13 protein-coding genes and 1 tRNA gene are annotated in these 13,764 nt (G+C 56.6%); 3 read left to right on the top strand and 11 right to left on the bottom strand.

What is annotated here, in order from left to right; all coding sequences use genetic code 11:
- From UN63_RS15415 to UN63_RS15365, 11 genes are all read right to left on the bottom strand, one after another.
- The coding region (locus UN63_RS15415) for an ATP-binding cassette domain-containing protein (RefSeq protein ID WP_146084760.1) at positions 1-214 on the bottom strand (214 nt) is incomplete at its 3' end.
- A complete protein-coding gene (locus UN63_RS15410) occupies positions 215-1,102 on the bottom strand; it encodes a putative selenate ABC transporter substrate-binding protein (protein WP_104488236.1) in 888 nt (295 codons plus the stop codon).
- A gap of 54 nt (positions 1,103-1,156) precedes the next feature.
- Positions 1,157-1,486, bottom strand: a complete 330-nt coding sequence (locus UN63_RS15405) for a branched-chain amino acid transporter permease (RefSeq protein ID WP_104488233.1) — start codon at positions 1,484-1,486, stop codon at positions 1,157-1,159.
- On the bottom strand, positions 1,483-2,157 hold the full coding sequence (locus UN63_RS15400) for an AzlC family ABC transporter permease (RefSeq protein ID WP_104488230.1): 675 nt from the start codon (positions 2,155-2,157) through the stop codon (positions 1,483-1,485). Before UN63_RS15400 ends, UN63_RS15405 begins: the two co-directional genes overlap by 4 nt.
- A gap of 572 nt (positions 2,158-2,729) precedes the next feature.
- Positions 2,730-4,109 carry a Re/Si-specific NAD(P)(+) transhydrogenase subunit beta gene (gene pntB / locus UN63_RS15395; protein ID WP_104488228.1) on the bottom strand — a complete coding sequence of 460 codons (1,380 nt, stop codon included), beginning with the start codon at positions 4,107-4,109 and terminating at the stop codon, positions 2,730-2,732.
- 5 nt (positions 4,110-4,114) lie between these two features.
- Complete coding sequence (locus UN63_RS15390; RefSeq protein WP_104488225.1) at positions 4,115-5,641, bottom strand: Re/Si-specific NAD(P)(+) transhydrogenase subunit alpha; 1,527 nt, start codon at positions 5,639-5,641, stop codon at positions 4,115-4,117.
- Between the two features lie 477 nt (positions 5,642-6,118).
- Entirely contained in the window at positions 6,119-7,414 is a 1,296-nt protein-coding gene (locus UN63_RS15385) for an Nramp family divalent metal transporter (protein ID WP_104488223.1), read from the bottom strand.
- A gap of 249 nt (positions 7,415-7,663) precedes the next feature.
- Complete coding sequence (locus tag UN63_RS15380) at positions 7,664-8,680, bottom strand: peptidoglycan DD-metalloendopeptidase family protein (protein WP_104488221.1); 1,017 nt, start codon at positions 8,678-8,680, stop codon at positions 7,664-7,666.
- 52 nt (positions 8,681-8,732) lie between these two features.
- Positions 8,733-9,221, bottom strand: a complete 489-nt coding sequence (gene rimI / locus UN63_RS15375) for a ribosomal protein S18-alanine N-acetyltransferase (RefSeq protein WP_229793430.1) — start codon at positions 9,219-9,221, stop codon at positions 8,733-8,735.
- On the bottom strand, positions 9,197-9,574 hold the full coding sequence (locus tag UN63_RS15370; RefSeq protein WP_181068265.1) for a hypothetical protein: 378 nt from the start codon (positions 9,572-9,574) through the stop codon (positions 9,197-9,199). The genes rimI and UN63_RS15370 overlap by 25 nt, the downstream gene beginning before the upstream one ends.
- A gap of 54 nt (positions 9,575-9,628) precedes the next feature.
- Positions 9,629-9,705, bottom strand: a tRNA-Trp gene (locus UN63_RS15365).
- Between the two features lie 320 nt (positions 9,706-10,025).
- On the opposite strand from UN63_RS15365, the gene pyrB reads away from it, so the two are divergent.
- The 3 genes from pyrB (at position 10,026) to UN63_RS15350 (ending at position 13,628) form a co-directional block, all read left to right on the top strand.
- Positions 10,026-10,949 (top strand): aspartate carbamoyltransferase, encoded by a 924-nt coding sequence (pyrB, locus tag UN63_RS15360; RefSeq protein WP_104488219.1) that lies wholly within the window; start codon positions 10,026-10,028, stop codon positions 10,947-10,949.
- A 5-nt stretch (positions 10,950-10,954) separates the two neighbouring features.
- Positions 10,955-11,413 carry an aspartate carbamoyltransferase regulatory subunit gene (gene pyrI / locus UN63_RS15355; protein WP_104488217.1) on the top strand — a complete coding sequence of 153 codons (459 nt, stop codon included), beginning with the start codon at positions 10,955-10,957 and terminating at the stop codon, positions 11,411-11,413.
- A gap of 298 nt (positions 11,414-11,711) precedes the next feature.
- A complete protein-coding gene (locus tag UN63_RS15350) occupies positions 11,712-13,628 on the top strand; it encodes a RecQ family ATP-dependent DNA helicase (protein WP_104488215.1) in 1,917 nt (638 codons plus the stop codon).
- The last annotated feature ends 136 nt before the right edge of the window (positions 13,629-13,764 follow it).

Below are 13,764 nucleotides of genomic sequence, written 5' to 3'. Positions count from 1 at the left end.
GCACCAGCCCCGGTTGCTGCGGGCACCAGGCCACCTCGGCAGGGCGCAGCTCGCGCAGCCGGCGCAGCAGGGTGCTTTTGCCGGTACCGGACTCGCCCAGCAGGGCCACCCTTTCACCCCGGCGCAGTTCGAGCGAGAGCTCGCGTAGCACCGGGCTACCCGCATAACCCAGGGTATCCTGCCGAAACCGGAACAGACAGCTGTCGGCACTCATTTACGGGGCTGGATCCATGATGCCGATGGCCACGGCGGTGTCACGAATGGGGGCATAATCGTCGTTGGTGGCATTCACGAAGCCTGAACGGGGAAAGGCCGCCAGCAGGTCCGGATCCGTCATCTCCAGCAACGTCTGCTGTACCTTCTCCTTGAAGCCGGCGCCGAAGCGAGCATTCACATCACCGCGAATACTCCACTGGTAGTCGGGATAGCTTGGCGTGGCCCAGATAACCCCGACCTTGCTCTCGTCGATGTTGCCCTTGGCCTTTTCCGCCTCCCACACCGCGTAGTTGACCGCGCCCACCTCGAAGGCACCGGACTGCACCAGACTGATGGTGCGATTATGGTCGCCGGAAAAGCCCACGCGGGAGAATAATTGCTCCGGCGCCTGACCGAAGTGCTGACGCAGGAAGAACTCGGGCATCAGCCGGCCGGAGGTAGAGCCCTTGTCGCCGAAGGTAAATCGCTTGCCGGCAAGCTCTGCGGGTAAATGATCACTCTTGCTCAAACCGGTGCTGTGGTGGGCGATGATATAACTGACGAAGGCGGTGTCTTCCACGCCCTGGGCGATGGCCTCACTGCCGGGCACCAGTGCACGGGCCTGCACGCCGGTCAGGCCGCCGAACCAGGCCAGCTGCACCTGATCGTTACGAAAGGCGCTTATCGCCGCCGGATAACTCTTCACCGGTATGTATTGCACTTCCACCCCCAACTTCTCACTCAGGTAATCGGCTATTTTGCCGAAGCGCTCGGTAAGGTGGCGCTCGTCCTGATCGGGAATGGCGGTAAACACGAAAGGTTCGGCTTGCGCCGGCATCACTGCGCTCAGGCACAGGGTCGCCAGGCCAAGCAGCCGGGCGCGAAAAGAAGAAACAGAAAGAGTCATGGTTCACGGGTCCAAAAGTGCGGGGCCCGCATTATAACCGATGACGGGCCCGGATCAGAGCCCGAGCCAGCCGTTCATCAGGGTCATGTACACCAGGGTGCCCGCCAGAATGCTGAGCAGCGCCTGCCGCCGCCACAATTGCAGCACCGCCACCACGGCCACCGCCATCATCTGGGCGCTACCGTCGGCGGGGCTGCTCCAGTTGTGCACCCCCATGGCATACAGGGTCAGCAGCACCATCATGGCCACTGGCAGCCGGCGTCCAAGAGTCTGAATGCGGCGATGATGGGCGATAAAACTCCGCGCCACGAAGGGAAAGGCACGCAGGCCGAAGGTGACCGCGCCCATGATCAGCGCCGCCAGCAGATAATCCAGCTCACTCATGGGCGGGCCTCCCTCTGTTTTTGCTCGGGCCAGGCCAGCAACACCAGTACCAGCATCACAGAGGCAGCCAAGAGGAAGTACTCACTGACCCAAACGCCCGCCACCGCCGCGGCCACCAGCCCCAGCGCCACGGCTCCCCAGTCTTTGCGGGCTCGAATTTGCTCCACCGCCAGCACGGTAAAGAGCGCGGTCAGGGCGAAGTCCAGCCCCTGTAAGCCCGGCGGCAGGCCGCGCGCCAGCAAGATGCCAACCAGGGTGCCCAGCACCCAGTAGCTCTGGTTAAACAACACCACCAGCAGGGCGGTCTTGCTGTCTTTGACCTGACCGGAGGCGCTGAGCAGGGAATAGGTTTCGTCGGTGATGCCGAAAATAAAATACTGGCGGCCGATCACGCCTTTGGGCAACAGGTGATAAAGCGATAGGCCGTAAAACAGATGCCGAAAGTTGACCAGCAGCGAGGCCACCGCCAGATCGATCCAACCGATGCCCGCCGCCAGCATGCCCACCGCCAGATATTGCAGGGCGCCGGCGTAGACGATGATGCTCATCAAGGGCGCCCAGTACCAGCTGAGCCCCGCATCGACCCACAGCACGCCGAACACGGCGCCCAGCGGCAAATAGCCCATCATCACCGGCAGGGTGAGCGGCAATATGCCGCGCCAGCTCGTCATTGTGTTAACTCCAATATCCGTAATACGTTAGAAAATAAGGGATTATACCAATGCGTATAAAAGTCTGACCGTTTTTTGAATTCGAGCGCAGAGGCAACACAGCCGCCTCCCTCGACACGCTACGGGGAATGACACTCATTGTTTCAGCCTGCTGCGAACATTCACTGGATGTTCGGTCAGTCAGAAACAAATCGTCCCGGCGAGACTAGCTCGCCCCATGTAAGCTCGGACATGCCGTCCCTGGCATTTCACGGTCGTGGGAGCCGTTCTCTGTTGCCTCTTCTGGAACTCCGAGTTGCCTGCAGACGGCGCCAACAGGCAACGCCGGAGCATCAAGGAGGGCAAAGGGATCTGCTCCACCGACCATCACATGACAGGGCCAACAAAAGCTCCTGCAATGCTGGCACTCCCGCCGTCCATGGCGGTCGGATGTCATGTGCTGAGCGTCACAAGGAGGTGCTTGAGCGAGTCGGTGGAGCTGGCCCTTTGTCCGACTTTTATACTGGAACGCCATAATACAAAAAAGGGAGCCGAAGCTCCCTTTTTATACTGTTTTAAACCGTTTCAACCGATTACAGCGCCTTGAGGATGTTATCCACGCTGTCTTTGGCATCACCGAACAGCATGACGCTGTTTTCGCGGAAGAACAGCGGGTTCTGCACCCCGGCGTAGCCGGTGTTCATAGAGCGTTTGAACACCACCACCTGCTGGGCCTTCCACACTTCCAGCACCGGCATGCCGGCGATGGGGCTGGCCGGATCTTCTGCCGCCGAGGGGTTGACCGTGTCGTTGGCGCCGATCACCAGAACCGTGTCGGTATCGTTGAAATCGTCGTTGATCTCGTCCATTTCCAGCACGATATCGTAAGGCACCTTGGCTTCCGCCAGCAGCACGTTCATGTGCCCGGGAAGACGACCCGCCACCGGGTGAATACCAAAGCGCACCTTCACACCGGCCGCACGCAGCTTGGATACCAGTTCCGCTACCGGATACTGGGCCTGAGCCACCGCCATGCCGTAGCCGGGGGTGATGATGACAGAGCTGGAGTTTTTCAGTATGTCGGCCACGTCTTCGGCGTTCATTTCGGTGTACTCACCTTCCTCTTCTTCACCACCGCTGCTCACGGCGCCGTCGGAGCCGAAGCCACCGGCGATAACGGACACGAAGGAGCGGTTCATCGCCTTGCACATGATGTAAGACAGAATGGCACCGCTGGAGCCCACCAGAGCACCGATGACGATCAGCAGGTCGTTGGACAGCATGAAGCCCGCCGCCGCCGCCGCCCAGCCCGAGTAGGAGTTGAGCATGGAGATGACCACCGGCATGTCGGCACCGCCGATGCTGGCCACCAGATGCCAGCCAAAGGCCAGGGCAATCAGGGTCATCACCAGGAGGGCGAAGGTAGAACCTTCCACCTGTACAAACCAGATCAGCAGAATGGCAGAGAGCACCACCGCCAGCAGGTTCAGCTTGTGACGGTGCGGCAGCATCAGCGGCTTGGACGACACCAGGCCGCGCAGCTTGCAGAACGCCACGATGGAGCCGGTGAAGGTAACGGCACCGATAAAGACACCGAGAAAGACTTCGGTGTTGTGGATGTTCAGCATGGCGCCGGTCATGTCGCCGTGGCTGATGTAGGTGTTGATACCCACAAATACCGCCGCCAGACCGACAAAGCTGTGCAGGATGGCGATCAGTTCCGGCATCTCGGTCATTTCGACCTTTAACGCCAGACGAATACCGATGGCGGCACCGATGCCCATGGCCACTATGATCCAGCCCAGGCCGGTGACCTCGGGGTTGAAGATGGTGGCCAGCAGGGCGATCGCCATGCCCGCAACACCGTACCAGTTACCGGCCTTGGCCGACTCCTGCTTGGACAAACCACCCAGGCTCAGAATAAAGAGCACGGCGGCAATAAGGTAAGACGCAGTTACAAGTCCTTGTGACATTTCTATTAACCCTTCCTAAACATCTTCAGCATACGGTGTGTCACGGTAAAACCGCCAAACACGTTGATTGACGCAATCAGTACCGCCACAAAGGCGAGGAAGGTGACAAAGCCACCGGCACCCACCTGAGACAAAGCGCCCACCACGATAATCCCGGAAATGGCGTTGGTAACCGACATCAGCGGGGTATGCAGCGAGTGCGAGACATTCCAGATCACGTAATAACCCACGATGCAGGCCAGTACGAACACGGTGAAGTGAGACAGAAACTCCGCCGGTGCTACCGCCGACAGCCAGGCGAACAGCAAGACGCCCACGCCACCCAGATAGTACTTGAGGTTGCTCGGCTGCTTGGCGTGAGGTTCGGCCTTCGGCTGTGCCTGAGCGGCCGCCTTGGGCGCGGCAGACACGCTGATGGCAGGCGGCGGGAAGGTAACTTCGCCGTCTTTGACCACTGTCATGTTGCGCAGCACCACGTCGTCGAAGTCGACCTTGATGTTGCCGTCTTTTTCCTTGCACAGCAGCTTGGCCAGGTTGACCAGGTTGGTGGAATACAGGGTAGAAGACTGGGTCGGCAGGCGACCGTTGAGGTCGGTATAACCGATGATCTTGACGCCGTTGTCGGAAACGAACAGCTCGCCGGGTTTGGTCAACTCGCAGTTGCCGCCATTTTGCGCCGCCAGATCCACGATCACCGAGCCCGGGTGCATGTTCGCTACCATCTCGGCGGTAATCAGCTTGGGCGCTGGCTTGCCGGGGATAAGCGCCGTGGTGATGATAATGTCGACTTCTTTGGCCTGGGCCATGAACAGCGCCATTTCGGCGTCGATGAAGGCCTTGCTCATTTCCTTGGCGTAACCGTCGGAAGAATCCGCGTCTTCTTCGTAGTCGAGTTCCAGGAACTCGCCACCCATGGAGTTGATCTGTTCTTTTACCTCGGGGCGGGTATCGAAGGCGCGCACTATGGCACCGAGCGAGCCGGCAGCACCGATGGCGGCCAGACCGGCCACACCGGCACCAATCACCAGCACCTTGGCAGGCGGAACCTTGCCGGCGGCGGTGATCTGACCGGTAAAGAAGCGACCGAATTCGTGGGCGGCTTCTACCACTGCACGGTAGCCGGCGATGTTGGCCATCGAAGACAGGGCATCCAGCGACTGGGCGCGAGAAATACGCGGCACCATGTCCATGGCCATGACGGTGACGCCCTTGTTCTTGAGCTGTTCAACCAGCTCGGGGTTTTGCGCCGGCCAGATAAAGCTGACCAGAGTGGTGCCTGCCTGCAGCCGCTCTATTTCGTCGGCGGTAGGGGCATTCACCTTGTAGATCATGGCGGCTTGCCAGATTTGCTCGGCAGCGACCAGTGTGGCCCCAGCCGCTTCATAGGCTGCATCGTCAAAGCTGGCCTTGCTGCCCGCACCCTGTTCGATACTGACCTCAAAACCCAGTTTACGTAACTGTTCGACCGACTTGGGGGTCGCTGCCACCCGAGTCTCGCCGCTAAGCGTTTCCCTTGGAATCCCGATTAACATAATAAATCCCTGATTAATGTTGATATCGCACCGGATAAGCGAGGCGCATCCGGTTTGGGACAAGCTGTTCCTTCAACTTTCAGGCAGCCTTGCCATTAATTATTTCAGGCTGAATAACGCAGTCCAGCCTGGTATGCCTTACCTGACTATACCAAAACGACGCATTGATATTTTTTAATGCTGCAAACATCGAAATCTCGATATTTATCGCCAAAAAGCGTGACAAGATAAGGAGATAGCACAAGAAGAAGACAACACCACAAGCACTATACTGCCTCTTTCATAAAAAGATAAATCGATCTTTCCTCGAGGCTTAATAGGCTATGACTTTCAATCCCTAAAACATCATCAATTGAAGATTGGCAGAGAAGAATTTAAGCGAGCTGGATCACAGAAATAACAGCTGTAAAACAAACAGGGGCCAAAAGCCCCTGTTTGTTTGTAATTCAGCGAAACAATCGTCTTTTCAAATCGTTGTTATTTCACAAACAGATACCAGTAACCGAACAGCAGGTTGAAACCGGCAAAGAACAGGATGCCGACCCAGCTCAGGGTCTTCATGCCGCGGCCCAGACGATACTGCTCCGGCACCAGAGGCAATGCCATCAAACGGTAGTTCAACCAGGCAAATACCAGGGCGCTGACAAAGGCGGAGATCATGGCAAATTCCAGCATCGCCAGCAGGGCGCCCTTGAAGAACATGATGATCAGAGCGCCGATAATGCCCATCACCACCATCAGCGGATAGGTATAACGGCTGCCGTTACCGGTGGGGCCACTACCAGCAGGCTGACCGAACTGCACAAAGCATTCGCTCAGCGCCCGGCTGTAACCGTCGAGCACCGTCACAGTGGTGGAAAACATGCACAGGAAGGCAATCAGCGCAATCAGCCAGCGGCTCCACTCCCCCATGACACTGGCATAAACGTCCACCAACTGGTGCGCGAAGGCGATACCGGACGTCGCCAGGCTTTCACCGCTGCCATGCAGCACCAGGGTGCCCAGCGCAACAAAGGCGAGCGCCAGCAGGGTAGAGGTAACATAACCCACGTTAAAGTCGACCAGGGCGTCCTTATAATCCAGCGCGCCACCCAGGGCTTTTTTCTTCTGGCGTAACCAGACGCTGTTCCAGGACGAAAGCTCGATGGGCGCCGGCATCCAGCCCATCAGGGCCACCAGAAAACCCACCGAGGCCATGTTCCAGGGGCTGGGCGAGACAAAATCGGGCTGCGCCACGCCGCCCTTGTTCAGGGCGATACAAACTGCGGTGACGGTGGCGACGGCCAGACCCACGATAATCCACTTGGTCACCCGATCCAGCGTCTTGTAATGACCGGAGATCAAAAACACCAGAGATCCCGCCAGCACTATCATGCTGAGCTGAGTCACGTTGAGGCTGTCGCCGATGAAGAGCCCGAGTATGCTGCCACACAACATGGCCACCCCGGCGGTGCTGATTACGGAGGCAAGGAGGTTAAGCGCGGTGAATAGATAGAGGTAACCCCGGCCGATACGGTCATAGCCCTGGATCAGGCTCTCGTCTGCCGCCATTGTGTAGCGGGCACCAATTTGAAAGAAAGGATACTTGAGCAGGTTGACCAGCAGGATCAATCCCACCAGCTGCCAGCCGTAAATGGCACCGGCCTGGGTGGACGCCACCAGATGAGAGCCACCGATGGCGGCGGCAGCCCCCAGGATTCCCGGCCCCAGCACTCTCATATAGTGACTTATGCTGCGTGGAGCGCCATCTGCCACATCGACCAACTCTGCCATCTTGCTTTCCTGCCTTTTTACTTTGATTTTAAAGCGAAAAAGAAAGTAAAAGGCCACAGCAAAAAGGAGAAATCAACTGCTTTTTCGAATGACACCCCGACCCACTAAAAATTAAAATCTTAAATAATGGTTATTTTTAGGTTTTAACTTCAACAATAAAACATCACGCCCTGCATATTGTCTTAATACCCGAAAAGTACCCTATATAACGCTAAATAATATTTTCAGCATATTACACTACTCATCGCCCTACTCATCACCCCATTCACCGGCCAGCAACCAGCGACCGGCAACGGGGTAGCTACCATGCAGAGTAAAGGGAACCGACTCTCTGCGCCCCTGGTTATCGACCTGTAACGCCAGGTGCAAATGAGGGCCCGAGCTGTAACCGGTATGGCCGGACGCCGCCACCCGCTGCCCGACTTTCACCTTGTCACCTTCTTTCACCTGCAGCGAGCCGGTTTGCAGGTGGGCATAGAGGGTCATGGTGCCGTCTGCATGACGCAGCCGCAAATGGTTGGCCTTGCCCCGATACTTTGCCTTTAAGCCTCCACCCACATGATGATCCACCGCCGCCATCACCACGCCGTCCCGGGTGGCGTAAAGCGGGGTGCCAATAGGCAGGGCTATATCCAGGGCATAGCGATTGGACGGTTTGTTATGGCTGAACTCTCCGTTAAAGCCCTGAGTAACCCGGTAACGACCGGCGACCGGCGAAGCAAGGTCTATCGTTTCGGACAAATAGGATCGCGATAATGACCGGTTAAAGACGGTGTTAGATGGTACCAGGCTGGATCCGGCAATTTTCTGCACTTTCTGTACTTTGAGCCCGGGTTGTGCTTTGACCTCGGGCCGCAATGCGTGGTTACTGTAGGCAAAGCCATAGTCGTATTGCCAACTACCGGTGGCTTTGGCCGCCAGCTTGCCGATAAATTTTTCTTCTCGCGGGGGCAGTCTGATTACCTGCTGCATCTGGCTGGGGATATTGACGTTCTTTTCCTGAGAGAAGCGAAAAGTCAGCTCGGTATTGATGGCCAAGCGATTCAGAGCGAAAAAATAGTGGCCGTCTTTTTTCTCGACCACCCGCACCAGCACTCCGTCGCGATTGATCGCATCCTGATGAGCATTCGAATGGTTGATGGCACGCAGCTGATTGTCGGTGTAGTGCACCATACCGTTGACGTCCTGATAACGGTAGATACTGGCCTGAGACAGTGGTGACCACAGTAATAAGGTACTCAGCAGGCAAATCCATGAGCCTCTCATTCTTCATCCTTGTAGAACAGAGTATTTGGTTTTCAGTATAGGAGGAAACCTTCTACCTTTTCATCAAAATCGCATCTTCAAAACCGGAAGCGCTCTGATAATAGTGACGCCGACGGCCGCTTTCTATATAGCCACAGGAAAGATACAACGCCTGAGCCGAGGTATTCGACTCCCTCACTTCCAGCCAGAGCTGAGTAAGGCCTTGCTGTTTACAGAGTCGCAGATAATGATCCATCAGCTGGCGACCCAGCCCCAGCCCCTGCTTGTCGGGTGACACGCAGATGTTCATCAGCGTACTTTCATCTAGGATGCGGTCGGCAATAAAGTAACCCAGCAGCTGACCCTGCTCTTGAGACGCTTGTTCTGAAAACCCCTTATCCTGAAACCCCTGTCCTGAAAGCCAGAGCGAGCCGGTAAAGTAGCGTTCGCCGAAGCTGTCGGCCAACAGGCTACGGCTCCAAGGGTGGCCATGAGCCGCCTGCTCTACCAGCAGCATGGTGTCCAGGTCGTCGGCACTCAGTGGGCGAAACAGAGGCTGCATAACCGGCTCCAGAGTTCGCGTTTTTTGGCGGGCGTCAGCGGCAGGCAATCATGCCAGCCAAATGCGGCAGTATCGCCTGTCAGATTTAGCCCCAACATTGCCTTCGCCGACGGCATGCCGGCCGCCAGCCAGGTAGCTTCATCCATCACCTGCAGCTGGGTTTCATGCAACGACAACGCCAGTATCAGATCGGTGCGCAATAAAGGCGGCAGCAGCTTACCCTGCCCGGTTACGAGCAGTACTTCTGCCATCTCGAGGGGGGGAGCTGGTGCATGTGGCAACCGCTCGGGATGAGCACAGCGCCAGGTGGGCAGTTTCAGCAATTGCCATAATTGCGATTGTAACGGCGTCATAGATACTCCATAACGCAAAAAGCCAGCTGTTAAGCTGGCTTTTCGAGAAGAAGTTGGCAGGGGCGGAGGGATTCGAACCCCCAACCGTCGGTTTTGGAGACCGCTGTTCTACCAATTGGAACTACGCCCCTGCAATACGAGGCGAATTATAACGATAGGCTTTTAAAGGTAAAGCGCTTTTTAGCGGGTACTGGTTCGTTCGCTTATCTTTTCACCGCATTGAGGTCTACGGCTCGTCAGATTTTGCTTTGAGCACACATTTCTCTATAATCTGCTCGATTTGCAAGTGCTCGGAGTGAATGGAATAAATGCTCATTTCTGTACCCGAACGTCTGGCTGGTTTTACGCTCGTTCGTCGTGAAAACGGCGGCGCTTGCAATTATTTAGCTCTAATGGCCCCCTTCAGGGGCTTTTTTATGGTCTTCACTTTACACCTTAAAGAGCGTTGCTGATGGCAAACCCCCTATATCAAAAGCATGTAATATCCATATCAGACTTCACCCGCGCCGAGCTGGAGTTGATCATCGACACCTCCGTGATGCTCAAGAGCCACCCTCGCCCCGATCTGCTCAGGCATAAAGTGGTGGCCAGCTGTTTTTTCGAAGCCTCTACCCGAACCCGACTGTCGTTTGAAACCGCCATCCATCGCCTTGGCGGTTCCGTGATCGGTTTTTCCGACAGCGGCAGCACCTCACTGGCCAAGAAAGGGGAAACCCTTGCCGACTCGGTGAAAATAATCAGCTCCTACAGTGACGCCTTTGTGATGCGCCATCCGCAGGAAGGCGCCGCCCGGCTGGCAGCCGAGTTTTCTTCGGTGCCGGTGATCAACGCCGGTGACGGCTCCAACCAGCATCCAACCCAGACGCTGCTGGATTTGTTCACCATCTACGAAACCCAGGGCACGCTGCAGGGACTAACGGTAGCCTTTGTCGGTGACCTCAAGTACGGCCGTACCGTGCACTCCCTGACCCAGGCGCTGAGCCTGTTTGGCTGCAAGTTCTACTTTATCGCTCCCCAGGCCCTGGCCATGCCCGACTACCTCTGTGACGAGCTGACCGAAAAAGGCATCAACTTCGAGTTCCGTGACAGCATGGAAGAGGTGATGGACGAGCTTGATATTCTGTACATGACCCGGGTACAGAAAGAGCGCTTCGACGAAACCGAATATGTGCATGTGGCCTCCAAATACGTGCTCACTCCCGAGGTGCTGGACGGCGCCAAAGACAGCCTCAAGGTGCTGCATCCCCTGCCCCGCATCGACGAAATCTCCGCCGAGGTGGACGACACGCCTTATGCCTATTACTTCGAGCAGGCAGAAAACGGCGTCTATGCACGCCAGGCGCTGCTTGCCCTGGTACTGAACGAGAGCCTGTGAGAGACATGATGAACAAGAGCCAACTGCAAGTCGAAGCCATTCACAACGGCACCGTGATCGATCATATTCCCGCCGGTCAGGGCATCAAGATCCTGCAACTGTTCGGTCTGGTACAGACTCATGAGAAAATCACCGTCGGCCTGAACCTGCCCTCCAAGGCGCTGGGTGCCAAGGACATCATCAAGGTGGAAAACACCCGCCTGTCCGCCGCTCAGGCCAACCAGCTGGCGCTGTTTGCGCCTGACGCCACCGTTAACCTGATCGAAGACTTCGAAGTGGTGGAAAAGCTGCAGCTGCAACTACCCGAGCGGGTAGAAGGCGTGTTTTCCTGCCCCAACTCCAACTGCATCAGCCATAACGAACCGGTGACCAGCAAGTTCAAGGTGCGTGCGGTGGCAGGCCAGGTACGCTTTCGCTGCAACTACTGCGAAAAGTCGTTCCACCAGGATTTCATGGCTTTATAACAGCAGAAATCCGTCAGCCATAAGTGCTCAGCTACCCGTGTGGTCTCTTGGTTTTGTCATCGCCAATGTATTCGGCGCAAACCATCGGGCTGCACGGAGTTAACCAGCAAGGCCTCCGACTTCACCCCTGGCGCTATGTGTTTGCAGGCGCCAATTTATTCGGCGCAAACCGTCAGGCATAGCACAGAGACAGCTGGCTTAAGTTCAGTCGCCTGCCCCTCACAACCGGCGTTTTAAGTTGCCAAAGCCGGTAGTGCACGCCAAGCTGTGTGCATCGGTATTTCAAGGCTTCAATTCCATGACTCTGCTCCACACCCTGCAACAGCATTTCGGCTTTTCCTCGCTTCGCCCCGGCCAGCAACAAGTGATCGATACCCTGATGGCCGGCCACTCGGCGGCGGCGATTTTTCCGACCGGATCCGGCAAGTCACTCTGTTACCAGCTACCCGCGCTGCTGTTACCGCAGCTGACGCTGGTGATATCCCCCTTGCTGGCGTTAATGCAGGATCAACTGGCCTTTCTGTCGCGGATGAATATCCCCGCCGCCAGCATCGACTCCACCCAGAGCTGGGAAGAAAGCCGCCAGATCATGCAGGATGTCCGCGAGGGCCGCATCAAGGTACTGATGATCTCCGTCGAACGGCTGAAGAACGAGCGCTTCCGCCAGTTTATCGGACAGATACCGATTTCGTTGCTGGTAGTGGACGAAGCCCACTGTATTTCCGAATGGGGTCACAACTTTCGCCCCGACTACCTCAAGCTGCCCGATTATCGCCGGCAGCTCAATATTCCTCAGGTATTGCTACTGACCGCTACCGCCACACCGAACGTTATCGATGATATGCAGCGAAAATTCGGCTTGTCTCGTGAAAACGTGGTGATCACCGGCTTTTATCGGCCGAACCTGCACCTTGAAGTAATACCGGTTACCGAAGCAGAGAAAATGCCCGCCCTGATCGAACAGCTGATCGAGGATCCCGCCCAGCCCACCATCGTTTATGTCACCCTGCAACACACCGCCGAACGGATCGCCGAACGACTGACGGCGGCCGGCATTCAGGCACAGGCTTACCATGCGGGCATGGATCAGGATCGACGTCGGCAGCTACAGCAGGCGTTTATGGCGGGCAGCGTGCCCTGCATCGTCGCCACCATTGCCTTTGGCATGGGCGTGGACAAGGCCGATATCCGTCGGGTGATCCATTACGATCTGCCTAAATCCATCGAAAACTACAGTCAGGAAATCGGCCGAGCTGGCCGGGACGGCCAGCCATCGCGCTGTATCCTGCTCGGCAATCAGGCCGGACTCAATGTGCTGGAAAACTTCGTCTACGGAGATACCCCCGAACCGGATGCCATCAAGGCCTTACTGCATGAACTGCAGCTAGCCGGCGAGCAGTGGGAACTGATGCCACTACGGCTGTCGAACAGCACCAACATTCGGCTGTTACCCCTGAAAACCCTGCTGGTCTATCTGGAGCTGAATCGCATTATAGAACCACAATACAGCTATTTTGCCGATTATCGCTTCAAGTTTATCAAATCACGGGAAGAGATCCTCAGCCGCTTCAATCCAGAGCGTCAGGCATTTCTCACCGCCGTCTTCAATGGTTCTCCTCTGGCCAGAAGCTGGTGTCAGGTCAATTTTGATGCCATCTGGCAGCAAGACGGCGGCGAAAGAAAGCGGGTGATCAGCGCGCTCGACTACCTGCACCAGCAGGGTCTTGTCAGCCTGGAAAGCAAACAGATGATCGAAGTCTATCGGGTACTGCAGAACAATTTCGATCTGCAAACCGAAACCAGCCGGATTCATGATCTGTTTCAGCAGAAGGAGGCGAGCGAAATCACGCGTCTGGCAGAAATGATCGGCTTCTTTGAGAGTGACTCTTGCCTGAGCCATCGGCTGGCCGCCTACTTCGCCGATCATCAGGCACCTGTGCGCTGTGGCCACTGCTCGGTCTGCGCCGGTCAGCCGGTGCAACTGCCCCTCCCCAAACGACCGCCACTGCCAACTGCCGAGCAGTTGCAGCACTGGTGCCAGGGCTTACAGGCCGACAGCCAGCAGACCCTGAGCAACCACACTCTGGCCTGCTTCTTATGTGGCATTACCACTCCCTTGCTCAACCGCCTGAAAGCAAAAAAGCAGCCCGGCTTCGGCCAACTGGAACAACAACGTTTTGGCGAAATACAGCAGCTTTTGAGCCAGTTCGGCTGATACCTGCAATCCTTAATCACCGGGAACGATGATAGGAATATCGTGCCGTATTGACTGATGAACAGATAGCAAAAAGCCCTGACCGTTAAGTCAGGGCTTTTATGTCATGGCAGGGTGGCAAACGCACCGCGTTTGC

Source organism: Oceanisphaera arctica, from assembly GCF_002936955.1.
In the GTDB taxonomy this organism is placed as follows: Bacteria; Pseudomonadota; Gammaproteobacteria; order Enterobacterales; family Aeromonadaceae; genus Oceanimonas; species Oceanimonas arctica.
This window is presented reverse-complemented; position numbering and strand designations above follow the sequence as displayed.